This window comes from Siphonobacter sp. SORGH_AS_0500 (genome assembly GCF_031453245.1).
Taxonomy (GTDB): Bacteria; Bacteroidota; Bacteroidia; order Cytophagales; family Spirosomataceae; genus Siphonobacter.
Window position 1 is genome coordinate 2,542,168 of sequence record NZ_JAVIYT010000001.1, and the last position, 25,393, is coordinate 2,567,560.

Consider the following 25,393-nt stretch of genomic DNA (forward strand, 5'->3'; position numbering starts at 1 on the left):
TTAAATGCCGGAACCGCAGTCATGCCCTATTTTTGCAAGATGCAAACTGAACTATCCCCCTGGAAAACCGTCTCTTCGAAGGAGGTCTACGATAATCCTTGGATTACTCTTCGCCATGAAGAGGTTATTACTCCCGCCGGAACCCCCGGCATTTATGGCGTGGCTCATTTTAAAAATAAAGCCATCGGTATTATTCCTATTGACAACGAAGGCAACACCTGGCTAGTGGGCCAGTACCGTTACCCGCTGGAAGAATACTCCTGGGAAATTCCCATGGGGGGCGGAAGCATCGACGTGGACGTCTTACTTTCCGCTCAACGTGAATTGAAGGAAGAAACCGGACTCATGGCTCAGAAATGGGAAATGATTGGTCGCATCCATACCTCTAACTCCGTAACGGACGAAGAAGGTTTCATTTTTGTGGCAGAAAATCTGGAACAGGGCGAAACCGAATTTGATGAAACGGAAGTATTACAAATCTGGAAGTTACCTCTCACGGAAGCCGTTGAAATGGTCATGAATAATAAAATCACCGATTCTCTTAGTGTATACGGCTTGTTAAAAGTAGCTCGTTTGAGAGGCGTTTGATTAGGTTTGAAAAGTTAGAATGTTTGAACACGTTTGATGATCTAAGTTTGAAGAGGTTTGAAAGTTAGATTTCGTTGGAGTGATTACTATCAAACTCACTTCAGACTTTCAAACCTCTTCAAACAACCTCAAACTTTATCAAACCATTTATAAGCTTACGATTTATAGAAATTATCCTCTACTAAATGACTTTACAGTTCTGGGAAGCTCTTTTTTTCGGATTCTCGTCCGGCTTTGTGATGTGCATCACTTTAGGAGCAGTGTTCTTTTCATTAATCCGTAATAGCCTGGACTACGGCTGGAAAAGCGGATTACGAATTTCTACGGGAGTCATCGTTTGTGATTCAATTTTCATTTTTGTTGCCTTAACGGGGACTTCGTTTATTCCAAACTTTCCTCATTTCGATACGTTTTTACGAATAGCAGGTTCCATCTTCCTGATTGCGATGGGAATTAGTACCATTCGCAAAGCCAGTGCTCAAATTCCCGCTACGCAACCCAAGAGACGATTTTTTCAGTTTCTGAAATTCTTCGGCATTGGTTTTACCCTTAACGCAACGAACCCGGCGAATTTCATTATTTGGGTATCTGTATCTGCCTATGTAAAGGGAGTACTCAAATACGAATTGGACTTGCGAATCGCCTATTTCGGAGCCTGTCTGCTAGCCATTTTCATGACGCAGGTAGCGATTGCCTTCTTTGCTCAGCGAATCAAGCGTTTCCTGAATAATACGGTCATTACCTGGGTAAATCGCGTGAGTGGGGCCGTTTTTGTGGGCACTGGCCTTTATTTATTCTATCGTCAGGTAGAAATCTGGATTAGTGCAAGCTAATAAACTGTGTTGATTCCTCGTTACCCTTTTATTAGTGTACCCCATGAAAGCTATTAATCCAGACGCTCAATCGTTTCCGGTGATGCCCTACACCCAAAAGGGCGAACGATTACTACGAAATCTTATTCGTGCCTATAAGCCTTTGTACTGGCTGAAAAAAAACACCTGGCGGAAACCCTTGCCTAATTTTGAAGAAAACCCACGTTTGTCGCCCTACAAGGGAGCGGCTTATCTGGGGTACAAATATTACATCGCTCCACCGGTAGAAGCTCAGGGAAATCTGGAAGAACATTTTCGTTCGCAAACGCTGGACTTTACGCCTTCCCCTGCTTTTATGCCAGAGTCCCGTATTACACTTACGGCTGGGGGCGATTTAATGCCTTATGAGCGAGTAAACCCATCCGCTACTCAACATTTATGGGATGAAGTAGGCGAATGGTTCTTTGGGGCTGACCTAGTTGTAGCCAATCTGGAAACACCGATTGACACCGATAAACCCGCCTCAGCCGTGCCGGAGGTGATGCTGAACGACATGCATTTTAACGGTTCCGACGAAATGTTTTCCATTTTTTCTGGGAATGGTGCGTATAAAGGGTACGATTTGCTTTGTACCGCAAACAACCACAGCCTGGATCAGGGAGAAGAGGGGGTTTTTAAAACCATTGAATTCTTAAAGAAGAAAAAGGTAGCCCACGTAGGAACGGCGACTGATGCTAAAAAGGCCGAAGAACCGCCAATTTTGGAGCGAAACGGTATTCGGATAGCCTTTCTTTCCTGGACTTCCAATCTGAATAAATTCGAAACTGAGCCCGGTAAAGAATGGCTTGCAAATTACGAACGCCTGAATCGGCCAGAAGCTGATCTATCATCCATACGTACTCAAGTCAAAAACGTACGTCAGCGGGAAGCCGATCTGGTGGTGTTTTTATTTCATACGGGGAATGCCTATCAGGCTTATCCTTCGGCTCATACGGTAGAAATCTATCATCGGGTTTTTCGGGAATGTGGTGTAGATATTATTCTCGGCAGCCATCCGCATAATCCTCAACCGATGGAGCGAGTGGATTTTACCGATCCATTTTCGGGTGAAAAGAAAGCGGGTTTTGCTATCTACTCGCTAGCCGATTTTGTGGCGTATGATATTTTCGTCTGGGATCGTCTGGTGCCCTTACTGAAGTTAACTATCGAAAAAGGGTCTGAGCAGGGCGTTCCTAAAACGCTTCTGACGAATGTGCAGGTATTACCCGTGTATAACTGGGGAGCCAAACCTGGGCAGCCGGATGAAATGCGTTTTCTGGACCTAAAAAAAACAGCCCGCCTGGTGCAAGACGGACTGATTCCTGAATTCATGAGTCCTTTATGTGTGAAAGAACTCCGACATTTAAACTGGTTTTGTGACCGGCATTTTCTGCCCCGGCAAGCCGATCATTTATTAGCAGTGACGGAAGCTTCGTATCCTTTTTTGGATAAAAACTCTTCCCATTCCTGAATCATCATTTTGCGTAATACCCGGGGGAATTTGTGCTGACCGCCCATTTTCCCCTTCGACGCCATCCAGTCATAAAAGGTTTGGGTGGGTAAAACCGTTACCAGTACCTCTTTTAGGGCGTGTCGACGTTCAACGGCGTAATCGTCGTTGAGGTCCTTCAGTTTTTCGTCAATCAATACCCGCAGTTTTTCAACATCCACCGCATCGTCGGTACCGATGTACCAGTGGTGAGCAAACAGCGAATGGTAAGGAACACCAGCCACGGTAAACTCGGGTACCGAAATCTTCAGCTCATGGCAGGCTAATTCCAAAGCCCGGTTCATATTGTCTACCGAAAGGTGTTCTCCGCACATACTCAGGTAATGCTTGGTCCGTCCGGTGATGGTAATTTCGTAACGTTTTTTATCCGTAAAGCGAACGGTATCGCCAATGAGGTAACGCCAGGCTCCCGAGCAGGTGGAGATCAGCAGAGCATATTCAACGCCTTCTTCCACATCGGAAATCATCAAACTCTTGGCATTGGCCTTTACTTCACCCTCGCCGTTGAAATTTTCGTCATTAAAAGGAATGAATTCAAAGAAAATGCCCTGATTCAGAGCTAATTGCATTCCTTTGGCATCGGGACGAGCCTGATAAGCCATGAAACCTTCCGAAGCCAGATACGTCTCAATATACGTGATGGGTTTTCCCAATAGCTTCTCAAAGCCAACTCGGTAAGGCTCAAACGAAACGCCACCCCAACCAAATACTTCCAGATTCGGCCAGATTTCGTGAATGTGCTTGAGATTATAATGCTTAATGATCCGCTCCAGAAGTAATTGAATCCAGGCCGGAACGCCCACTACATACCCAATATCCCAGTCTTTTGCCTGTTTGGTAATCTCTTCGAGTTTGTGCTCCCAATCGCGAATGCGGGCGATTTCTTTGCCGGGCTTATAAAAACGCTCGAACCAGAAAGGAATTTGTGAAGCATTAATTCCACTCAAATCACCTTCAAAATACCGACCGCTGAACTTGAGATCGGTACTTCCACCCAGCATGAGGTATCCTTTTTCAAATAACTCATTTGAAAGGTTTTTGAATTCCGACAATGCCAGAATCTGACGGATACTGGTACGTTGCATGGCTTTTACCATGTCTTTGGTTACCGGAATGTATTTGGAAGCCGATTCGGAAGTTCCAGAACTCAACGCAAAAAACTTCACCCGACCAGGCCAGGAAACGTTCTTTTCGCCTTCCTTGGTCAGATGCCACCATTCACTGTACATTTTATTATAGTCGTGAATGGGAACGATCTTTCTGTATTCCTCATAAAACTGCTCATCCTTGCGGAAGAGAGCCCAGGAGAGGATTCGCTCAAACTGATATTTTTCACCAAAAGCAGTGTAACGGGCCTTATTTAATAGCTTAATAAAGGCTTTACGCTGCGATTTTAATCCATTGACCCGGCGACGGCGTATGACAGTTCCTGTCAACCCAATTCCTCTTTTCAATAGACTCCCAAGTACGGCCATAACTTAACTGGATAGAATTCTATAAACTTTTACGGATTAATCTTAATGATTAGATGGTTTGATAAAGCGTAGTTAGAGCCTTTCGGTTAGGTTTGAAAGTTTGAAACGAGTGCGGCAATAGCCTGCAAAACGTTTTCTAACTTTTAAACAACGTCAAAAGCCATCAAGCAGACGCTAACTTTCTCAAACGCTTATAAATCCCAGGATTTCAAGGCTTCCATGGTTGAATAAGCCGTTAAATCGCATTTGCAGGGAACGACGGAGGCATAGTTATTAGCCAAAGCCCACTCGTCGGTATCGGTTCCTTCATCAAAATTAACGAAATCTCCATCCAGCCAGTAATAAGGACGACCGTAAGGGTCTTCGCGTTGCTGGAAACTTTCCATGTAGCGAGCATCTGCCTGACGGCACACTTTAATACCCTTTAGGGGCTCTTCAGATTTCGCGGGAAAGTTCACATTCAGGGCTACATGCTTGGGTAATCCTTTTTCCAGCACCTGACGAGCAATCGTTTGGATGGCTTCCACGGTGTGAGAAAAGTCGGCTTCGGGATGGTAATTCGCCAGAGAAAATCCAATCGCTGGAATTCCTTCAATCGCGGCTTCCATCGCCGCCGACATGGTTCCCGAATATAAAATGCTAATGGCAGTATTACTTCCGTGATTAATACCACTCACAACCAAATCGGGCTTGCGATCTTTCAGAACGAGGTGTTTTCCCATTTTGACGCAGTCCGCCGGGGTGCCAGTAGTTTCATAGGCTACCGCAGCATTTTCAAAAAAACGGGCTTTTTTAATACGAATCGGATGGTTAATCGTAATCGCATGGCCCTGACCCGATTGTGGACGATCGGGAGCAATGACGATGACTTCTCCTAATTCCTGCATGGCCTCAGCCAGTACACTAATGCCTTTGGCGGTAATATCGTCGTCGTTGGTGACGAGAATAATTGGTTTTTTGTCGGACATAAAACTAGTTAAGCGGGTCATTTCCAAGTTAGGATAACCCATTTCAATATGTAATTTAGAGGCAGAAATAAGTATTAATTGGCCCCTAATCATGCTTCAAATCTCCCTTGCCCAGCCTGCGGATATTCCTGTTATTCAGGACATTGCCTTTACTGCTTGGAAGCCCACCTACGGGCATATTCTTTCAGAAGAACAATCCCGCTTTATGCTGGACTGGATGTATAGCTCTGAAACCTTACATCAAACTATGGAGGGTCATACGGTATTCCTACTGGCAAAAGAAGAAAACATCGCGATGGGTTTTGCTGCTTTTGAGCCCAAAGAAGGGGGTATTGTGAAACTCCATAAAATCTACTTTTTACCGATCAGCCAGGGCCGGGGGTATGGGCGGCAGTTACTGGATGAGGTTTCAAAACAAGCCGTTCAGGCCGGAGGCAGATACCTGGAATTAAACGTCAATCGAAGCAATTCGGCCCGTCAGTTTTACGAAAAACTGGGTTTTGAAATGGTTCGGGAGGAGGATAATTACATTGGAAATGGCTACTGGATGAACGATTACGTTATGCGTAAAAACCTGTTGTAATGAAATGATCCGGGAAAATACATTCCCCGGATCTATCACTTATATTTTTTCCGGCTTAAAGCTACCCAGGGCACTTTTAAAGCCCATGGTTGGGGTATACTCTTCCGTCTTTTTAGGATAATAGCCAACGCCATTATAGGGGCGTTTGCGAGGGTGTGCCTTACAGGCCTCCGAACAGGCCCCGTCCATTTCCCATCCGCAATTTTCGCAAATGGGCAGGTGTTCATTACACTCTGGGTTTGCACAATTCACCATTCGGCTCGTGGTCGTTCCGCAGAGGTGGCAAGTCGAAATTACATTCGGGTTTACGTTATTCACGCTGGTGGTTACCCGACCGTCAAAGACGTAACATTCGCCGTCAAAGTTCTCGCCTCCTTCTTCCAGTCCATACCGGATAATGCCGCCATGAAGCTGATACACATTCTCGAAACCCTGATGTAATAAATACGCCGAAGCTTTTTCGCATTTAATACCACCCGTACAGTACGTGATGATCTTCTTACCGGAACCTTTCAGATGCTCAATTTCAGCCACGTGATCGGGGAGTTCGCGGAGATTTTCCATGTCAAACGTAATGGCCCCTTTGAACTTGCCGACGTTGTGCTCGTAGTTCGAACGCATATCGACCAGCACTACGTCAGGATCATTCAGTAACTCCTTGAATTCATTCGGCTCCAGATGAATTCCGGTTTCCTTCAAAGGGTCTACAGGTAAATCAGAATTTACAATTTCCTCTTTAACCCGTACATGAAGCTTGTGAAAAGCGTGCTGATCGTGACTCTCAATTTTAAACTGAATTGCCTGAAAACGAGGATCGGCATGCAGCCAGTCCATGTACTTCTGACAATCTTCAACGAGGCCGGAAACGGTTCCGTTCAGTCCTTCGGGAGCGACGATAACGCGGCCTAACAGATTATTCTCCAGACAAAAACGATGGTGTTCTTCCCGATACGCCAGGGTATCCTCGATGGGCGTATAGAGGTAATAAAGCAGGATTTGGTACGGTTTCATAAAGTAATTTGAAGCCACCTGTAACGTGGATCATTCAACTGCAAAGGTAAGGTATTTTGAGATAGACAAGATTAGAAGGTCCTTAAAGACGCGGTTCAAAACTAAAAAATCCACTTTTTTTTGCTGAATTTTGAACTACTCGATACCCCGGATGGTTGCTTCCTACCTTCGTCAGAAGTTCACCACATGAATTTAATTTTTTACTTCTTTCCCAGATGCATATTGCTGTAACCGGAAATATTGGAGCCGGAAAAACCACACTTGCCCGAATGTTGGCCGAACATTTTGGCTGGGAAGTTTTTTATGAAGCCGTAGAGAATAACCCATATCTCGCTGATTTTTACGGAGATATGGGACGTTGGGCTTTCCATTTACAAATCTATTTTTTGCGAAGCCGTTTTGATCAGGCCCGGCGAATCATGGAATCTACCAAACGTATCATTCAGGATCGTACGATTTATGAGGATGCTCACATTTTTGCCCGCAATCTGTATCATTCAGGATACATGAGTCAGGTGGATTATGAGACGTATTTCTCGCTTTTTCAAACGATGATGGATGTGGTAAAACCGCCCGATCTGATGATTTACCTGAAAGCTGATTTACCCAAATTATTGGGACAAATTCAGAAAAGGGGACGCGACTTTGAATTAAATATGAGTGTCAATTACCTCACAGATTTGAACAATCATTACGAAGATTTTATTCGTAATTATACGGATGGAAAGCTTTTGATCCTGGATGTCAATAACTTAGATTACCTGAATAGAACAGAAGATTTTGAATTTATTATCAAAGAAGTAGATCGGGCTCTGCTGTACGGGTAATGCACTTAAATGTGCTGGACTTGCTTTTTAGAATAGGGAGATAATTCTACAGGAATGGATTGAATCATTACCAACTATTTTCCACTAACTAAACCTGAAATGCCATGAGCGAGCATGTTGAAAACATCGATGAATTAGCTCGTATTAATCAAAAAATACTAGCTCAAGGAGAAAGCCTGCCAACGGTTCAATTGAAAGATGGAACCACCGTCCAGACGGGAACAATTGCCACATTACTGCATAACATCAATCTGTACAATCTTTCAAAAAGTGAGAAAATACAGCATGAGTTAAAAGCTGCTATTCCTACCTTATTTAAAGTAGGTTTATTTGACTTATTTCCACCCGCTGAGTGGTTGAATACCAACAATGAGGGTCGGAAATTTGTGGGTAATGCAGCTATAGAGTATCTCCAGAAATTAGAGAATTAGACTTCATTATTACGAAACAATACCCGCTCCTAAGAAGGGGCGGGTATTGTTTTTTACGCATGTTCCCTAAATTATCGACCTATTTTATGATTGTATTACCGGCTCCTTATGGTTGGGAAGTAATTCATCAGCAGGCTCATGGCATGCTGGCGTTACAATTGGCTATGCAGTGGAAAGTGAACAAGCGTCCCGTTCGCTGGATTGAAACTTTGGTGGCTTTAACCGAACATGATGATGGCCAGGAACCCTGGGAGGACCGAAATCACCTCACGGATGCAGGAGCACCGCTCAACTTTGAGATGATTCAGTATTCAGTTCCGCAATGCATTAATGTCATTCAGATTGGTTTGGAGAAAAGCCGTTGGAATGCTCTGATGACTTCCATGCACATTTCTTTCCTCTACGAACCCAAACGAACCCAATCGTCTGAACTGGACCAGTTACTCAACGAACAAACCCGATTACAGGAAAAATGGCGTAACCATTACCACGTGGGTAAGGATGAGGTTACGTATGCGTATGCATTTTTGCAGTGGTGCGATGCATTATCCTTGATTCTATGTCAGAATCAGTTACCCGTGGATGAACGTCGGCTGGAAATAAGCAAAAGTCCCGATGGAGAATGTTCTTACGTTTTTCAACGCAAGAATGGTACCATTGGCGTAGAACCCTGGCCTTTTCAGAAACAGAAATTTACGGTTGAAATCGAGAGTTATCAGGTAGAAAAACTGACTTTTACGGATGATAAAGATTTGTTTAATACCATGCAGCATTCAACCGTAATAGACAAAAGCTGGGAATTCAGAAAATAAATTTACTGAATCAAGGTTAAGAACTCTTCTTCGGTTAAAACAACCAGCGGAAACCCTCGATTGATAAATTCTTCTGCTCGACGCATTTTTGTGGATTTCAGGTCTTCTCCGACCAATAAGGCATTTTGTTTCCCTACTACCACATAATGCGTTTGAGGTGAAATGTTTTTCGCCGCAACGCCTCCCTTCTGAATCACAAGATGCTGGGCTTCTTCGCGACTAAACGTTTCAAGATCTCCCGTGAAAACCACCAGCTTTCCAAACAGATGATGGTCAGGACTGGGGATTTGGTACAAATTCGGAATGACCGTGGCCGATTTAGCTTTGCGACGGGGCCGGGGCGTGAGTCGGGCAAAACTGCCGTCCAGATTACGCTTGCTGATTTTGGTTTTATAAATCAGATCATCCAGGTCTTCCGCCTGATGAAGTTCTGCCATACGAAGGGCTAGCATAGCACATACGCGGGCATCATCATCGGCCCGGTGATGCACAAACTTGATTTGATTATAGTAGGCCAAATACCCCAGTGAGTGTTTAGGCTCGTTGGGCCAGGTAACCTTAGCCATGTCAACGGTGCAGGCGTATTGCAGGTTTCCAATAGTCAGCCCGTAATGATCGACAAGGCCACGTAACAGGTTCAAATCATAAGAAGCATTATGGGCAAGAATGGTCTGATTTTCAAGATATGGGCGTATCTCGGACCATAACTCATCGAAGGTAAGTTCGTTTTCGAGCGTAGCTAATTCAATTTTATGAACACGTTGCTGGAAAAACCCCATTTCGAAGGGATAAGGCTTAATTAACCAGTATTTCGTTTCCTGTATTTTTCCGCCTTTCACAATGGTAATGCCTAAAGAACAAGCACTGGATCTGGCATTATTGGCATTCTCAAAATCTATAGCAACAAAATCTAACATAAGAAACTAAGCAATTGGGCCTAATCGCGAGATATAAATAAGTACCTTATCTATACATCACTCTAATAAATGTAAGGTTTAAAAGTAAAAAATGGTTGAAGAGGTAACGAATTTATTAAAAGGTAAATTCAGGTTGTGCTTGTTATTTATGAAAAAACCTCATCAGCAAGGCCGATGAGGTTTATACTAATCCTTTTTCAATTTAAGTTACAAAAATACGAATGATTAGTTTAGTCTCCCTAAAATCTAGTAATAATTACACGATATGATTAATTAGTTATAAGGTAAATTCAGCTATTGAACCATAAGCATAGAGGGACAATGGTTTTGAAACCAATTGAAAATCAGGACTAATGGGATGAACATTGATTAAGTACGTCGATAGAGATAACCAATGAAAAACCCTACCCGGAAACCAGATAGGGTTTAAAAAATACAAGTGTTTACAAAGCATAAATATACGTATAGTCTATGTATATTCATTGGCGGAGTTACTTTTAATGGAATAGGTATGCCGTTGGTTGTTATGCCTGTTGCTTATAAACAGGGGAAAAGATGGCGGAATCTGATGAGGTAGAGGCATGTTAGACGAAGCGATAGGGCATAAAAAAACCTTCCATTTTTATGGAAGGTTTTTTTACTAGAGCAGACACTAGTCGTTAATGACGGGCTTTTTGTGTTTGTTTTTCCAGTTAGCCAGGTCTCGTTTTAATCGAGCTCTTAAGCTCTGGTTATAGGCTTCAATCTGAAAATTGATGTGAAGTATATTTTTAAAGGCATCCATAAAATACTCATCAATCTGAGACTTCGCCAAGGATTCGTCTTCCGTTTCCAGTGGGATAACAAAACCCAGGTGACGATTCTTCGTATTTAGAAAAACGGCATCAGGGTTCAGGCTGGTGTCGGAAGGGATAGAAACCAATAACTCAGGATCACCGGAGCAAGAGTAAGTAACTTTATAATGAGGTACCTCAAATTCCTGAACGGTCCCATACGTACTCCGTACCTTCATAGTGGTAGTGTGAGCGGGCTCAATTTTGGGAGTTTGGGTAATATTTACCGGATGGAGTGAATGCAAAGAAATGGTTTCATCCAGGTGAGAATCCAATTCAGACGACAGCGATTGACGATTCAATAAATCCTTGAATGCCTGATTATATTTTTGTTCAAAGTAAGCAGGCAGGGCGGTTTGAGTAGTAGGCGATGTAGTCATAATTGAACAGGTTGATCATGCTGATAAATTCGTTACTCGAATTGTCAAAAAACCGTGCCAGTGTTGCGTTTCCCTGATTCTATTACGTTTAAATCCATAGCATGTTCTTATAAATCGCTAATTTATAAGAAGTTATCGTAAACGTTGGAGATATAATTTAACGCCTTGCGTTCCTTCAGCAATGTGGATAGTATTGGGAAGTGAGAGGGGAGGGGTAAGCTTTAATTCTACGATAGCTCCAGCAGGTATATAAGCAATAGAAGTAGAATTTACCGTATAGTTGGATTTAACAGAAGATATTCTAGACTCGGCAAGAGGATTGTTATCGATGTATATCAGGGCAAAATACAGCCCCAGGGGTGTTTGATCGGGAGTAATAGAAAACGTAAGTTGGTAATAGCCTGCATTATTGACCTGAAATGAATAATAAGCATGACTAACAGAACTATAATTAGCTTTGATATCAGGCGAAGAAGTGTAGGTAGGAAATAGCACAGCGACGGGAAACGCCGAACCTTTATTCTGAGCTATGGCTAAATTCAAACGATTGGTATTGGAAGTTTTGTAGTTGTTATAGTCTAAAACGTATCCTTGCCGATTGTCCCAGGCATACAAATACGAGTTGTTAGGCACTTCACTGGAACGAACCATACGATCCCAATTCTTTCCATCATATACATAGAAGCCCGAATCCTGATCTATCTGGTAGATCATCAAACCAGCCACTGCGGTGTCTTTTCCAGGGCTTCCGGGTCTGTTTTGCTTTGTAATCCGTGGGATTAACAAACCTTTGTTAGGGGAAGAAATCTCCAGTTGAGCACTCGAATGAGGGGTGGAAGTACCGATGCCAACCTGAGCAAAAGTAGTTAGTGAGAAAATACTAAGGAGGAAAATAGAAAAATACTTCATAGGTGAAAAATCTTATAATTTAAAACCGCCGAATTTAAGATATATGACTTAATTAATTAGGTTTCTATGCATATAAAGTATCTAAATAATTTTAGAATAATAGGCCCTCTAATGAGTCTTATTTATATAAGTAAAAGATATAATAATATCCTTGCCGTCTTCTATTAAGATTACTGGTAAGGACACAATTTAATGTATCAACAAAAGCCTGTGATTGAATAAATTCCAATTTTATAATGAATAGGAATTAATATTTATTAAATGAATAATACAGATTTTCGGGAAAGTTAAGCTTTGATCAATGAGCTGATTCTGGCTTGTTAATGGATAAAGTTTGAAGAAATTAATGATCGAATAGATTGAGAATAGTTAGGAAAGATTACCTGTATTTTAATTTTTGTCTTCATGAATTGATCTTTTCTTTGCATCACTAACCAAAGAGTAATCATGAAGAAGATTGGAGTTATTCTGCACGGATCGGGTGTATACGATGGAACGGAAATCCACGAAGCGACCTTAGCTTTACTTGCCATTAAAGAATTGGGAGCTGATTATCAGTGTTATGCTCCTAATATTATGCAGCATCATGTAATCAATCACCTCACGGGAGAAGAAATGTCCGAGCAGCGGAATGTACTGGTCGAATCGGCTCGTATTGCACGGGGGGCGGTGAAGGATTTGAAAGAGCTAAACCTGGAAGAGCTGGATGGCCTTTTGATTCCGGGAGGATTTGGGGCAGCAAAAAATTTGTCTAACTGGGCTTTCAATGGTCCGGCTGCTGAGGTATTGCCGGAGGTAAAAGAGCTTATTTTAAAAGCGGTACGGAATAAAGTCGGCATTGCTTCCCTCTGCGTGAGTCCGGTTGTCATTGCGAAAGCACTGGAAGGTTCGGAATATCATCCACTCCTGACGTTAGGCACAACCGAGGAAGCTTCACCCTATGACATTTCTGGTTTTGCGGCGGGGATTGAAAGTGTAGGTTCGCAGCACGCATTAGCTGGCATCGACGAAGTCATTGTTGATGAGAAACTGAAAATAGTCACGGCTCCGTGTTACATGATGGAAACCGACATCGTAGGGATCCGAAAAAATACCCAACGAGCAGTGCAGAAATTGCTGGAAATCATCTAAACAAAAAGCGGTAGAGTAAGGCTCTACCGCTTTTTGTTACTTAGAATGGTAAATCGTCCGTGCCGTTATCGGAAGGCAGGAGAGGAGACGCGGGAATAGAAGGAATATCTGAAGATTGATTTCCAGCTCCGCCGACGAATCCGTTATTATCAACCAGCTCTACTTTCCAGGCTCTGGCTTCAGTGTACCAACGGCCGTTATACTCACGCGATTCGAGGTTAAAAGAAACCTTGATTTTATCGCCGGTTGTGTACTGTTTGAAATCTGCTACTTTGTCTCCCCAAAGAGAGAAGTTTACTTTTTTCGGATATTGATCTTCCGTGGTTTCAATTACGAAATCCTGTTTTACCCAGGGATTACCTGTTTTGCTGGTTCCATTTACTTCGGGCAACACTTGTTGCAGGATACCTTCGATTTCTAATGCCATTTATTTTTCAATAAGAGGATTTGATTATCAGCACCTAGCATGGTACTGGTGCTAATGCTGCTGCAAAAATACGATACACTACTTGCATTCGCTTCTAAAAATCTATACTTTTGCACCACATTAAACAAAGGGCGTTGTGGTGGAATTGGTAGACACGCTACTTTGAGGGGGTAGTGCCGGTTCCGGCATGGGAGTTCGAGTCTCCCCAACGTCACAGTCAAAAACCCGTTTTGGAGCAATCTAAGCGGGTTTTTTCATGCCCCTTTGTCAATAATGTCTACCAAAAGTCTGAATAATGTCTCAATCCTGTCTCCATTAGCAAAGCATTACCAGCTATCTATGTCTGACAAACTATATCCTTACGTACTGGCAAAGCTTTACAAAGCTTCAGGAGAAACTGACCAGGAACGCCTGTCTAAACAATGGGTCGTAGCTTATAAATGCTGGTCAGAGATAAAAAATAAAATGGTACGGAAAAGGATAGTCATAGGAGGGGACACCATTGCAGAAAGAGAAAAAGAAGCTAAAAGGACAATTCTAGAAATTAACAAACTTTTGAAGGCTGGGGCATTTGAAACGAATGAGCCTCAAATTGTCCCTAATAAGAAAGAAACGCTTTTCTCGTATTCTAAACTTATTGATGCGATAGAGTACTATCTAAAAATTAAAAAGGTAGAATTAAAAAGTAGGTCATATACTACTTACAAGCAATCGGCAATGATGCTTATGAGGTATTTAGAGCAAGAAAATCTGAATAGAATTCTTATAAAAGACTTTCATAGTGATATAGCTTCCAATTTTTCGGAATGGTCTAAAATAGATGCCGCTCATTCCAATAGAACCCACAACAAACATAGAGACAATATATTTTCGTTTTTTAATTACCTCATTTCGAAGAAACTAATTACAGAAAATCCTTTCTCTGTTGTTCGTTCCTTACCTACAAAATCAAGCCAACATCGGCCCTTTACAGTAGAACAAATTAATGATTTCAAAACGGTTTGTCTGGAAGAACGGAAAGATGTTCAGTTATGGTTCTTTGTAAATATGCTCTACTTTACGTTCATGCGACCTCATGAGGAAGCAAGGCTTTTGAAAGTCAGCGATATTAAAAGAAGTATTATTACCGTTTGGGCGGATCGGGCGAAAACATCTAATACCCGTCATGTTAAAATCCCTCCTGGACTGGAAGCCATTTTTCAGCAATTGAATATTAGATCTTATTCGCCACATTATTACGTTTTCACTGCTGAAGGCGTACCCGGCCCTAAACCAGTGAGTACGGATTATTTCTATAAAAGACACGTCACTGTATTAAAAAAGCTAAATCTTTTTGGCTTCAATTACGATCTATATGGCTGGAAACATACAGGCGTAATAGCCTTATACAGAGCTACTAAAGACATTAAGCTGATTCAAAACCAGGCTGGCCACACTAACATTCAACAAACGGACGAGTACTTGAGGGACTTAGGTTTATATGCTGAAGATTTTGACCTCTCTGGGTTTCCGCCCCCTGATTATCTTGTATAAAAAAAGCCTGGCACGACCAGGCTTTTTTTATATTCCCCCTAATAATTTAACAAAACTAAGAAGTAGCAACCCCACCCGGCTGATATTCTTTGAATTGACCGTCAGCGATAGCCTGATTATGGGCCTCTAAAAGATCATCGCGTTCATTTTCTGTCTGCAAAATAAAGGCTTCAATCCGGGCTTTTCTAACTTCCAAGTCGGATTTTACTTCATCAGTAAACTTTTCCGGGTCAGCTAGTTCTGGGATTCGGTTAATAAAAGCCATCGCCGAACGTAGTTCAGTCAATGCTTTTTCTTTGGCCTGAAGGGTTGAATAATAGATGGTTATCTTAATAGGAGTAAGTGTAGTCATGGCTTAACTATATTAAAATTGTCGAAAAGTGGATGGCCAAAGCACATATTCTTTGGTTATACTAGCCGGGATTGTAGATAAATCTATTATCATTTGTCGCGTTTGCCAAGCTGAAAACATAAATTTTATATAATGTAAATCATTTAAACAATACTGTTTTTTTTCCAACAAAATTAAATCTCCTAATTCGTGCATTTCGGATTCTGTATCCACTTGATTAGCTAAATATAGGATTACTTCTTCAGTCGAAAAAGTTGGTTTCGGGGCTAAATCGAAGGTTTGTTCCATAGCATTAAAATACGAATAATATTCTGAAATACATCTGACCAGGTAGCCGTATTTCAGAATATTATTTGGCTTACACCTTCCAAAGTTCAACTTCCACGCCGATAATGGATTGATCTGTATTAAGCGAAGCTTTTAGCGACCCCACTAAGTAATTCACCCCTCGAATGTGAACTTTGTTTTTGAACGAAAACGTGGCCAAATCCGCCGGCGTTAAATACAAAATCTTACGAAGTAGGAACGTGTTCGCTTTGAAGCGTTCCATTTGTGCCCATCGCCGTCCAGGTAAGGCATTCGGGCCATTCCAAAAAAGCGAATTCGGGCCGCTGGTGGCCGTGGCTTTCTCACCATCCCATAGTAAAAGCTTCGGCGTTCCTTTGGCCTGGCTGTCTTTGTTGCTGGGCGAAATGCCCGCCTGGCTGGTGCTGGCCAGGCCCGAAACCGGATCGACCAGGTACGTCGACAATCGCGATTTAATGGGAAGCGTGGATCCGCCTTCGTTGCTGGCCGTTTCGGGCGTGATATACTTATCCATCAAAAGCGGGATCGGCTTTAAAAGGGCATCGTTCCCGTCGATGTCATAAGCCAGTTCCAGCCGGTTCACGGTTTCGGGTACTTTGGTATGATTCAGGTTTGCTTTAGCCGTCCAGTTTAGAAGGGTCGGGGCTTTCAGCACGTCGTCGGCGAAACTTATGTCACAGATCCGCCGGCGGACGTCAAAGTCCAGAAATAAGTTTAAAAGCTTGCGAAGTTCGATCAATAATTCCCCACAAGTCAGTTCGGGCAAATGGTTTTGCACCTTAATTTCCGAAAGGCCATCCAGGGAAAACACATTCGCCAGTACTAGCTGGGCGGCGATGGGATCCTGGAAGAAAGTTCCGGTGAACTGCCAGCCGACCATCCCGCCGAACTGATCCAGTACCCAGTTTACAAAAAACATGGGCACCCGGGCGACGCTGGATCCGGCTTTATTGACCAGGCCATCGAAACCCGCCACGGCCTGGTTTCCGTAAAATCCGGGATTCTGGATCGGTGGAAAACAAAACGCTTCAGTCGATCCTGTTTCAGGAATGGGTAACGATCCAAAGTCAATTTCGGATAATTTAATCGTTTGAAGGTCGCCAAAAATTTCGCCCAGGTTTTGCGTGAAGTAAAGCGACCAACCCGTCGACGTGGCTTCCTGAATCTTGACAAACCCCTTTTCGACCAACTGGCTATCGACGTATTTTTCACATTTGAAACGTCGGTTTTTATAGCCCGTTTGGGGATGGTAAAAATGGCCCATGATCCGACGATTTACGGGGGTATCGGGCAATGAAAAACCATACACCCGTGAACCTTGCACGGTGGCAAAATCCAGTAAAGGATTAAACTTTTCCAGGGTTAGGGCCATTCCGGGGCTAAGTTCCACGGAATGGCCTTCGATACGAATATCCAGCATTACTTCAGGTTAGAATCGCCGGCGACGACGTTAATTTGATTCATTACGTTTACAACATTATGAACGGAAACGCTTAGGTCTTTGGATGCGATTACCCCTAAAAAGCCCGTCTGGCGTTTGCCTTCTGCCTGGGTGCCCGTCAGTACGTCCAATACCTGATTGAGAACATTGACCGTAGCGTCCGTATTTTCAGCGATGGTAGACATCATTTCCTGACTAGCCTGGATCTGCTCGTTTGTCGAACCTACGTAACCACTCGCGTCTCCATCCGAACCTGGCACGTTTACACCATCAGCGGGAACGCCCCCGTATCCCGACATGGCGGCATTTGCGTCGGCTTCGGCCTGACGTTGCTGTTCTTCGGCTTCAGCCTGAGCGGCGGCCGCTTGCTCTTCGGCTTCCCTAGCGGCTTTTTTGGCTTTTTTCGAACCGAATAAATACGAACCTTTTTGACTGTAGGGCGTTTCGGGGATGGTTCCCACGCCACCGTCTCGGAAAATTCTGGCTCCGTTCCGATGTAAGGAAGAATGCAAAAGCATATCAATAATACCGCCGTTGTTTTTGTAGGTATCCCGGCTTAATATCATAAAGGGCTCGTCTCCCTCCATTTCGCCAACCTCTTGCCCCGATACCCGGTCGACCATGCTGATACCTGCCTGGCCGTACTGGGATCCGTGACGGGATCCACGCACAACGCCTGCATTCTTTACGTAGTTAGTTCCTCCTTTAGCATAGGCAGGCGGCTTTTGGCTCTTTATGATCCCGATCTGAATGGCAGCCATTGCGGCCGATGCCGCCACCCCAATCAGCCCGAGCGGAAAGCCCATCATCGCCATACTTTTCAGGGCGGCCTGGGCGGCATTCACCAGGGCGGATGCGATGTTTAGAGTTTGTTCGCGTTTGAACGCCTTTAGCTTTTCGGCTTTTACCTTTTCGTCCGCGTTGGCATTGATTTCGGCAATCTTCTTTTCGTAGTCCTCTTTATTTATTTTACCCGCTTTGTACTGAGCATCCCAGCTTTTGATCTGGCTGGCCTTCTCCTTTTCAATTTTGGCCAGTTGCGATTCCAGGTATTTCTGGTTAGCCTGTTTCAACCCCCCGATTACCTGGTTAGCAACTTGCAGCGTTTCCTGGCCTTTCTGGGTGAAATCCTGAAGCTTTTTATTATTAGCCGCCGCGTCGTTTTTGAGTTTTTCACCCAGGAAGTTCATAAAGGAATTATAGTCGCCTTTGGCCAGGGCTTCGAGGGCGTTGAAATAGCCCTCCATATTCTCTTTACGCTTCTGGATATGTTCTTTACCCAGTTGGGTTTTGTCCGCTTCGAACTTTTCGTCAGCCGCCTTGAGTTGTGTTTTCAGATTTGAGTCGATGGCCTGCTCAGCATCGGCCCGTTCGTCCTTATCCTGAATGGCGGTTTTATTGCGTTCCTTTTCTTCTTCGGCTTCTTTCTTGAGTTTCTGGGTGTGGTATTCCTTTTCGGCTTTCAGCTTATCCAGTTTGGCCTGGTAAATCGCATCGGCGTTATTTTTGGCCAGCTTCAAATTCAAGTCAGCGTTCGCGGATGCTTCTTCGAACTGGGTATCAAAAAGGTTCTTTTCAGCTTTTATTTTTCGGAGTCGCTGGGCGGATTCTTCCTTTTCGTTTTTCGACCGGCTTTCCGAATCTTTTTCGTCCTTATCCTTTCGGATGGCTGAAATTTCGTCGTTCAGCCATTTATGGATTTGGGCTTCGACCTGAGCTAGCTTCTCTTTATCGGTGATGGTTTCGCGGGCGATCCTGATTTCGTCATTGGCAAATAACTGGGCCTTTTTTACTTTTTTGACGAACTCATCTTCCAGCCAGCGTTCGGTCATCTGGTCTTGTTTCGCCTGAGCATCGGCTTTGAGTTTGGCGACTACGGATAGATGTTCGGCCTCTAAAAGTTCGATCTGTTCTTTTTTGACCTTTGTACTGGCTACTGACTTTCTGACTTCTTCGATTTCCCTTTTGTATTTCAGATCAGCCTGGGCAATTTCGCGTTGAAGATCGTTTGCAATGGCTTTGACCTTCATGTCTTCGATGGCCTTCAACGCGGATTCGTTCGCTTTTCTATGCTCGTCAGCAACCTTTTTGGCATGGTCGGCAGCTTTCTTTTCTTCCTTTACTTGAAAGGTTGCATTATCGCCTGACATGGCATCCAATGCCCCTTTATTGGCGGTTTTCTGGTGGCCAGCGGCATCGTCAGCCCCTTTTTTCGAAGCGTTTACTTTCTTATCGACGTGGGCTTTGTGGTCGCCTTCGATAGCCGCTTGTTCGCTCTTTATTTTGTTTTTGTAACCATCCCCGAACGCCTGGGCAACCTTCGTTCCACCCGAAGACCAGATGTTCGCGGCTTCGGCAAAATTCATGTTCTTCAGGGCGTTCCAGAAATCCTTCAATACACCTAAGCCAACCTGTAAGGCATTCCATAAGCCAGATACCGACGCTCGCACGGTTTGGGAATGATCGTATAGGTAAATTAAGCCAGCGGCTAGGGCGGCAATTGCCGAAATTACTAGACCGATGGGGTTTGCTTTCATCGCCACGTTTAAGGCATTTTGGGCCACTGTCATTGCACTTGTGGCGATAGCTCGTCCCTTTTCAGCGGCGGCAACGGCCAACGAAGCGGCGGCGGCGGAGATAGCCTGAGCGTTGAACGTAACCAGCCCCACGGTCAAAAGAGCCAGGGCGGCTTTGTTATCATTTAAGAATTTAGGGATAGAAGTGATAGTATTAACAAAAGCAATTAACGCCTGGCCCACTTTGAGAACGACGGGTAAAAGGGCTTGTCCAAAAGAAACAGACATATTCTTTACCTCTTTGCCCATTTTCGCCAGTTCGGCCGCCGCGTTGGTATTCTTTTTGTTGAACTCATCCGTTAGCGACGTCCCTTTTTTCATTTCATCGGCGGCCAGCTTTTGGTATTTGGCAACCTGGTCGGTTTGGTCTTTCAAAAGCGACATTACCTTTGTTGCTTCCTGGGATTTGATACCCAGACCACTAAGCCGCTTGGTGACTTCATCGACCGGCATTCCCTTAAATGAGGCCGCCAGCTTTAAAATCATATCGTTCGGAGACGAGTTAATAAGCTTTTTGAACTCCGCTTCGGTCATGCCTAAATGCTTCGCAAAAACGTCGGTATCCTTCGCGGCCGTTAACAAAATGTTAGACAGACCACCAGCGGCAATTTCAGCCGTCAAACCTAATTCCTGAAAGGCGGCTCCTAAGCCCATCGTTTCACCGATTTGGGGGGATAAATCGCCCAATTGACCCATACGGGAAGTAAAATCGGCCACAACGGGGGCGGTCGCTGACCCCGCTGCACCCAGGGCATTTAGAGCCGAACCAATATCGTTTATGGCTTTTCCCGCCTCTAAATCTTTAGTTTCCTTGAAAAGCTTTTGAAGCCCACCAATGGTGGCCGCTACTTCTTCGGCCCCACCGGTGAATTCATCGCCCAACGCAACAACGGCCCGGTCAACGGATTCCACGAAGCCCAACACTTCGTTTTTGGCGATACCCAACTGGCCGGCGACGACGGCGATGTCGTTCAAATCTTCGACGGCCGTTCGGGTATCAATTTTCTTGATATTATCAACGAGTCCTTCGACCTCTTTACTGGTCATGTCGGTAGCCTTTTCGATGTCCGACATGGCATCCGACATTTCAGCGGCCGAATTCACGGCTTCTTTGCCGAAACTGATCACTTCCTGGATAATGTCTTCCAAGCTGAAGGCGGCAAACGTACCGATGGCGGCTTCCTTTACTCGTTTCCAGGAAAGGGCATTGTCGTCGTTTCGGTCGCGAAGCTCGTTCATCTCGTCGCCTACGTCCTCAATACGCCGGTCGACTTCGTCGATTTCCTTCATTTTGTTGATCCAGGCTTCCGAACCGACCTTTAATTCCTTCAGCTCATCGTTCAAAAGCTTACTTTTCGCCTGAAGCTGGTTCATCGAAGCGTCGTTCAGGTCGATGTTTCGCACCATCGCCGTCATTTGCTCGTTTACCTCGTGCTGGCGTCGTTGCATCTCCTGGTAAGCGTCAGAACCTTCCAGCGTTTCTTTCTTGACGCGGGCCATTTCCTGGCCTAAATCAGCGATTTTCCCGTCGACCTGGCCCAGTTCCTCCATTTTCTGAAGCCAGGCTTCCGAACCGACTTTTAAATCCTTCAGTTCGTCGTTCAAAAGCTTACTTTTCGCCTGAAGCTGGTTCATCGAAGCGTCGTTCAGGTCGATGTTTCGCACCATCGCCGTCATTTGCTCGTTTACCTCGTGCTGGCGTCGTTGCATCTCCTGGTAAGCGTCAGAACCTTCCAGCGTTTCTTTCTTGACGCGGGCCATTTCCTGGCCTAAATCAGCGATTTTCCCGTCGACCTGGCCCAGTTCCTCCATTTTCTGAAGCCAGGCTTCCGAACCGACTTTTAAATCCTTCAGTTCGTCGTTCAAAAGCTTACTTTTCGCCTGAAGCTGGTTCATCGAAGCGTCGTTCAGGTCGATGTTTCGCACCATCGCCGTCATTTGCTCGTTTACTTCCGCCTGGCGTCGTTGTAATTCCTGATACGCTTCTGAATTCTCTTGAGCTTCTTTTTTGAGACGGGACATTTCGTCGCGGACTTCGACCATTTTGGCGTCTACCTTAGCAATCTCGTCCATTTTGTCGATCCATTCCTGAGATCCCGTTTTCAAATCCTTCAGTTCATTCTGAAGTAATCGGCTTTTGGCCGTTAATTCAGCCATCGACGCGTCATTGATGTCGATGTTGTGTTTGAAGGATTTCATTTCGGCATTTACGTCGGCTTGCCTGTTTTTTAGCTCTTTCCAGGCTTCGGAACCGACTTCGCCGGCGTCTCTCATTCGGCGTAATTCGGCGTTAATTTCTTTGGCTTCCGCCTGTAAAGACTTCAGGGTTTGTTCGCCCTCCTGACCGTCAATAACCACCTTTACCCGGCTGGTTTCTGTAGTATTCATGGCTAAAAAAAAAATTGGCTTCCCTGCAAATTCAGGGAAGCCAAAAGCCTATCATAGGACGCCATTTTAATCCATCAAGCCGTAGTTTCGAGTAGGTCAGCCATGAATTTTGTAATTAGTTCACTATAACGTTCCGTTACTTTTCGACGGGCGATATTTACGATATTGACTTTAGTAGAATTATACCAAGTGCCTTTGTAGGGGCGATAAACGACTTTTACTTTTTTTCGATAAGCAGACAAAGCGAAGGCAATACGAATGGCTGCTTTATTGACCGTGGGAATTTTCCCTTTCTTGTAGCCAGGAACAAAAGCAAAACGTTCTACACCTACCTTCTGGACGTACTCTTCTAAGTCATCAACCGGTGGCCCTACTTTTAGATAGTTAAGGCGAGACATGTCTTTAAATCGCCCATAACCGTAAAAGCTGATGGTTCCCGTCAGTTCAGTTGCCGACTCGGTCATCTGATAGCTGAAGTTTTGTTTTAATTCTTCTGTCAGTACGAGTCCTTTTTCTTCCAGTGCCCGTTTAAAGCTTTCGACCCCATCCTGGATTACATCTTCCAGGATGGGGGTAAGGTCTTTTAATATTTCTTCTGGTATAGCCATATCATAAAGTCTTTACCTGAATGTATAGCTTATCCCCACTAACCGGGGAAAACGTAGTTCCGTCCGTTTTACGGAAAATGTCAACATAGGCAAAACCCTCATTGGTATCATTTTGGAAAATACGATCTTGAATCAGCGTTCCGTTGACATAAACTAGAAGTCTATTCATTACGCCATTACCTCCGTAACGCAATAGCTGAAAGTGAGGTGATAGGGATGGGTCAAGCCCTTCGATAGCAATAGGGAAATTAAGATCGTTGCTTCCCATTGGGAAAACATAAGCACCCGGTTTCCCCTGTAAAAACCAGGTATTACCCATATACGGCGAATTGGCCCGATAAACGATTCCGCCGGGGTCTTCCGGTGACTCTATACGCCAATGCCAATGTCCGTTAGGGACTTCGACTTCGTAGAATTCTGGTTTAAGAATACATACACCCCTTAAATTGGCAAACTCTTGCGTATTAATTCGATTGTATTCGGTTTCTGCTTTTGCCTGGGCATCTGCCTGGCTGATGTCGCTTCCAAATGTTCCGGCGGGTATGTTTATCATGGCAGGCCCACCCGTAAGGCCACTTGCACAAGTTTTACGATTATAGGTTCCGGCTCGGTTTATAACGGTGTTGATAAATTTTGTTTCCGAACATTCATCTGATTCCACGGGTGGGATATAACCAGGCTGGCCAGGGACGTTTTGTTTGATGGGTGTACCTGGTACACGTGTATTGTCGTCCAGGTAATAAAGTTCCAATAAGGTAGCCGCCATCTTACCCGTCCGTTTGCCATTGCCATCAACGAGACAGGCCATTGCTTTTGGCCGCCAGCCGGTTCGGCGAATGGGTAAGTTTGCCGGATTAGGTAAAGCAGAAAAACTTCGTTCAGGATAGCCAAAGCGAAAAGTCAGCGTTCGCCCGATCAAATCTTCGTCGTCTACCTGGCTTCGAAGGGAATCAAAAACAGGCACTAAAGCCACGTAGGCCCGATCTGTTACCAGGTAGGCTTCTTTGGTTAGTAACAATTCTTCTAAGTAGCGAAGAACGGACTTATTAAGCCACCCCGTAGAAATGGTCAGTTCACGCGTGCCCCTGGTGGTGTTGATGACCTGTTCGGAGTAACTGGGTAAGTATTCCCAGCCCGTAAACCGTTCGGAAATATTGCGGGTAACTTTCAGGTTCTCTTCCCCACGTCCAACTAAATACATGGTATCGTATCCGCCCAAGCTATTGGCAAATATCACAAATCGCACGTTTCGCCGGTATTCCTGTTCGATCTTGTATTCGCGGTATTCACTTAATCGTTCATCAGCCTGATTAGTCAACCAAACCCGGTAAGAAACGACGATCTTTTCTTTTTTGTTCAATCCTAACGCCTTCGGGCCTACGGGCACGCAATGCACCGAGAAAGGGTACACATTCGAAAGCGTTTCGCTACACCCAGTTTCGTTAGTACCATCGGCAAAGCGAACCAGGTAGCAAACCTTTAATGAAGTAGGATTCGGGGAACCATTCGTTAACCAGTATAGAAATTCGGGCTGGTCAGGGTGGATGATTTTGGTAATATTCGACCAGGTTAAAAAACGACGATTCTTACCAATGTATTCAGTAAAGAAAAGATCCTTATAGGCGGCATAATCACGTTCGTTTACCCCTGCTTTAATGGCATACTGAACGGGCTGGGTATAGCTATAAATTTCTTCGTCGTTGTTTTCAATTGTCAGCACACAATAGTACGGAGTGACTAAACCAGAACAAACGTCGATTTTCACCTGATTGAAATCAGGTGCTTTTCTTTCCAGTAAAGCTTCCAGTTGTTCCTGTATCTCAAAAAACGCCCCTTGATAGGAAAGCCCAGTACCTACCTGAGCCGGCGGTACTTCGGCCCCTTCCAATGTAATTAATTCTCGATACTCACTGGATAAATACGACGATGGCACCATCACCTTACAATAATAGCGAAGGCCCGTTCGGTCTGGGTATTCTATCGGGTTGGCCGCCTCAATGTTGACAACGATAGGATTTAAGGCTAGTCGAGCGGCTGAATAAGACAAAATTGCCAGGGTATTGTTCATACTAAAAGGGGGTTAATGTTGAATTCCAGCGGTACTTCCAGCCGCCAACCGAAGTGATTATCCGCCCATAACTGGTTGACGGTTTCCTTTTTCATAAGGTTCCAGTCAAAAGTGAACTGGCTTTCCTTCCGATCTTTCTTCAGCCGGGTTTGCAAGTGATAGAGAATGCGAAGGGCTTTCGAATAGGCTTGAACCTGAGCTTTTGGATCGTCGCCTGGGGCATGCAGTAAAACGGTAATACCCGTCAGGTAAACTTCGTTAAAATGGGCGGCTCCGTTGTCAGTAGATTGAATGACGGGCTGTTCGAGCCAAACGAAGGGATAATCAAAATCGGGAAGGGAACGGGCGTAAGCCAGGCCCAGTTCTACACTTCCGAAACAGAAGAATTTTACGTCTGGGTGATGGGTTGCCCAGGTTTCGAAGTATTCAACGTAAGAATCTAAATCGCCGGGAATCATAACAAAAGCG

At 44.4% G+C, this 25,393-nt stretch carries 23 protein-coding genes and 1 tRNA gene; 10 read left to right on the forward strand and 14 right to left on the reverse strand.

The window, feature by feature from the left end; translation table 11 throughout:
* Positions 1–39 precede the first annotated feature (39 nt).
* From QE357_RS10720 to QE357_RS10730, 3 genes are all read left to right on the forward strand, one after another.
* Positions 40–588, forward strand: a complete 549-nt coding sequence (locus tag QE357_RS10720) for an NUDIX hydrolase (RefSeq protein ID WP_106635033.1) — start codon at positions 40–42, stop codon at positions 586–588.
* Positions 589–773: 185 nt separating this feature from the next.
* Positions 774–1,421: a LysE family translocator gene (locus QE357_RS10725; RefSeq protein WP_309707311.1), complete on the forward strand. Its 648-nt coding sequence runs from the start codon at positions 774–776 to the stop codon at positions 1,419–1,421.
* Positions 1,422–1,464: 43 nt separating this feature from the next.
* Positions 1,465–2,910, forward strand: a complete 1,446-nt coding sequence (locus QE357_RS10730) for a CapA family protein (RefSeq protein ID WP_309707313.1) — start codon at positions 1,465–1,467, stop codon at positions 2,908–2,910.
* Here the strand turns inward: QE357_RS10730 and QE357_RS10735 are convergent.
* Positions 2,847–4,424, reverse strand: a complete 1,578-nt coding sequence (locus tag QE357_RS10735; RefSeq protein ID WP_309707315.1) for a GH3 auxin-responsive promoter family protein — start codon at positions 4,422–4,424, stop codon at positions 2,847–2,849. The two genes, QE357_RS10730 and QE357_RS10735, sit on opposite strands and share 64 nt — an antisense overlap.
* 191 nt (positions 4,425–4,615) lie before the next feature.
* Positions 4,616–5,392 (reverse strand): 5'/3'-nucleotidase SurE, encoded by a 777-nt coding sequence (surE, locus tag QE357_RS10740; RefSeq protein WP_307143025.1) that lies wholly within the window; start codon positions 5,390–5,392, stop codon positions 4,616–4,618.
* Between the two features lie 91 nt (positions 5,393–5,483).
* On the opposite strand from surE, the gene QE357_RS10745 reads away from it, so the two are divergent.
* Positions 5,484–5,975, forward strand: coding sequence for a GNAT family N-acetyltransferase (locus tag QE357_RS10745; RefSeq protein ID WP_309707318.1), 492 nt, complete (start codon positions 5,484–5,486; stop codon positions 5,973–5,975).
* A gap of 39 nt (positions 5,976–6,014) precedes the next feature.
* Here the strand turns inward: QE357_RS10745 and QE357_RS10750 are convergent, their stop codons facing one another.
* The gene (locus QE357_RS10750) at positions 6,015–6,986 is read right to left on the reverse strand and encodes a rhodanese-related sulfurtransferase (protein WP_307143027.1); all 972 of its coding nucleotides are present in this window, start codon (positions 6,984–6,986) and stop codon (positions 6,015–6,017) included.
* 215 nt (positions 6,987–7,201) lie between these two features.
* Here QE357_RS10750 and QE357_RS10755 point away from each other — a divergent pair, with 215 nt between their 5' ends.
* From QE357_RS10755 to QE357_RS10765, 3 genes are all read left to right on the forward strand, one after another.
* The gene (locus QE357_RS10755) at positions 7,202–7,813 is read left to right on the forward strand and encodes a deoxynucleoside kinase (RefSeq protein ID WP_309707321.1); all 612 of its coding nucleotides are present in this window, start codon (positions 7,202–7,204) and stop codon (positions 7,811–7,813) included.
* Positions 7,814–7,917: 104 nt separating this feature from the next.
* Complete coding sequence (locus QE357_RS10760) at positions 7,918–8,244, forward strand: hypothetical protein (RefSeq protein ID WP_106634786.1); 327 nt, start codon at positions 7,918–7,920, stop codon at positions 8,242–8,244.
* A gap of 86 nt (positions 8,245–8,330) precedes the next feature.
* Positions 8,331–9,056, forward strand: coding sequence for a DUF3891 family protein (locus QE357_RS10765; protein ID WP_307143028.1), 726 nt, complete (start codon positions 8,331–8,333; stop codon positions 9,054–9,056).
* A 2-nt stretch (positions 9,057–9,058) separates the two neighbouring features.
* Here the strand turns inward: QE357_RS10765 and QE357_RS10770 are convergent, their stop codons facing one another.
* The 3 genes from QE357_RS10770 to QE357_RS10780 all read right to left on the reverse strand — a co-directional run bounded on the left by QE357_RS10770 (position 9,059) and on the right by QE357_RS10780 (position 12,095).
* Positions 9,059–9,973, reverse strand: coding sequence for an exonuclease domain-containing protein (locus QE357_RS10770; protein ID WP_309707326.1), 915 nt, complete (start codon positions 9,971–9,973; stop codon positions 9,059–9,061).
* Between the two features lie 652 nt (positions 9,974–10,625).
* Complete coding sequence (locus QE357_RS10775) at positions 10,626–11,186, reverse strand: hypothetical protein (protein WP_106634784.1); 561 nt, start codon at positions 11,184–11,186, stop codon at positions 10,626–10,628.
* A gap of 132 nt (positions 11,187–11,318) precedes the next feature.
* Positions 11,319–12,095 carry a hypothetical protein gene (locus tag QE357_RS10780; RefSeq protein ID WP_106634783.1) on the reverse strand — a complete coding sequence of 259 codons (777 nt, stop codon included), beginning with the start codon at positions 12,093–12,095 and terminating at the stop codon, positions 11,319–11,321.
* 447 nt (positions 12,096–12,542) lie between these two features.
* Between QE357_RS10780 and elbB the strand changes: the two genes are divergently transcribed.
* Entirely contained in the window at positions 12,543–13,226 is a 684-nt protein-coding gene (gene elbB, locus QE357_RS10785; protein ID WP_106634782.1) for an isoprenoid biosynthesis glyoxalase ElbB, read from the forward strand.
* Between the two features lie 40 nt (positions 13,227–13,266).
* Here the strand turns inward: elbB and QE357_RS10790 are convergent, their stop codons facing one another.
* Positions 13,267–13,653, reverse strand: a complete 387-nt coding sequence (locus QE357_RS10790; RefSeq protein ID WP_106634781.1) for a DUF3127 domain-containing protein — start codon at positions 13,651–13,653, stop codon at positions 13,267–13,269.
* A gap of 130 nt (positions 13,654–13,783) precedes the next feature.
* Between QE357_RS10790 and QE357_RS10795 the strand changes: the two genes are divergently transcribed.
* Together QE357_RS10795 and QE357_RS10800 are read left to right on the forward strand one after the other, a co-directional pair.
* Positions 13,784–13,867, forward strand: a tRNA-Leu gene (locus tag QE357_RS10795).
* A gap of 125 nt (positions 13,868–13,992) precedes the next feature.
* Positions 13,993–15,186, forward strand: coding sequence for a tyrosine-type recombinase/integrase (locus QE357_RS10800; protein ID WP_309707329.1), 1,194 nt, complete (start codon positions 13,993–13,995; stop codon positions 15,184–15,186).
* A gap of 55 nt (positions 15,187–15,241) precedes the next feature.
* Here QE357_RS10800 and QE357_RS10805 read toward each other — a convergent pair whose 3' ends face one another.
* From QE357_RS10805 to QE357_RS10835, 7 genes are all read right to left on the reverse strand, one after another.
* Positions 15,242–15,538 carry a hypothetical protein gene (locus tag QE357_RS10805; protein ID WP_309707331.1) on the reverse strand — a complete coding sequence of 99 codons (297 nt, stop codon included), beginning with the start codon at positions 15,536–15,538 and terminating at the stop codon, positions 15,242–15,244.
* A 12-nt stretch (positions 15,539–15,550) separates the two neighbouring features.
* Positions 15,551–15,826 carry a hypothetical protein gene (locus QE357_RS10810; RefSeq protein ID WP_309707332.1) on the reverse strand — a complete coding sequence of 92 codons (276 nt, stop codon included), beginning with the start codon at positions 15,824–15,826 and terminating at the stop codon, positions 15,551–15,553.
* Between the two features lie 70 nt (positions 15,827–15,896).
* Positions 15,897–17,264: a hypothetical protein gene (locus QE357_RS10815; RefSeq protein WP_309707335.1), complete on the reverse strand. Its 1,368-nt coding sequence runs from the start codon at positions 17,262–17,264 to the stop codon at positions 15,897–15,899.
* Positions 17,264–22,249: a phage tail tape measure protein gene (locus tag QE357_RS10820; protein WP_309707337.1), complete on the reverse strand. Its 4,986-nt coding sequence runs from the start codon at positions 22,247–22,249 to the stop codon at positions 17,264–17,266. Before QE357_RS10820 ends, QE357_RS10815 begins: the two co-directional genes overlap by 1 nt.
* A 74-nt stretch (positions 22,250–22,323) precedes the next feature.
* Positions 22,324–22,857, reverse strand: coding sequence for a hypothetical protein (locus QE357_RS10825; protein WP_309707339.1), 534 nt, complete (start codon positions 22,855–22,857; stop codon positions 22,324–22,326).
* 1 nt (position 22,858) lies between these two features.
* Positions 22,859–24,925: a DUF5977 domain-containing protein gene (locus QE357_RS10830; protein ID WP_309707341.1), complete on the reverse strand. Its 2,067-nt coding sequence runs from the start codon at positions 24,923–24,925 to the stop codon at positions 22,859–22,861.
* Complete coding sequence (locus QE357_RS10835) at positions 24,922–25,383, reverse strand: hypothetical protein (protein ID WP_309707343.1); 462 nt, start codon at positions 25,381–25,383, stop codon at positions 24,922–24,924. The genes QE357_RS10830 and QE357_RS10835 overlap by 4 nt, the downstream gene beginning before the upstream one ends.
* Positions 25,384–25,393: the final 10 nt, after the last annotated feature.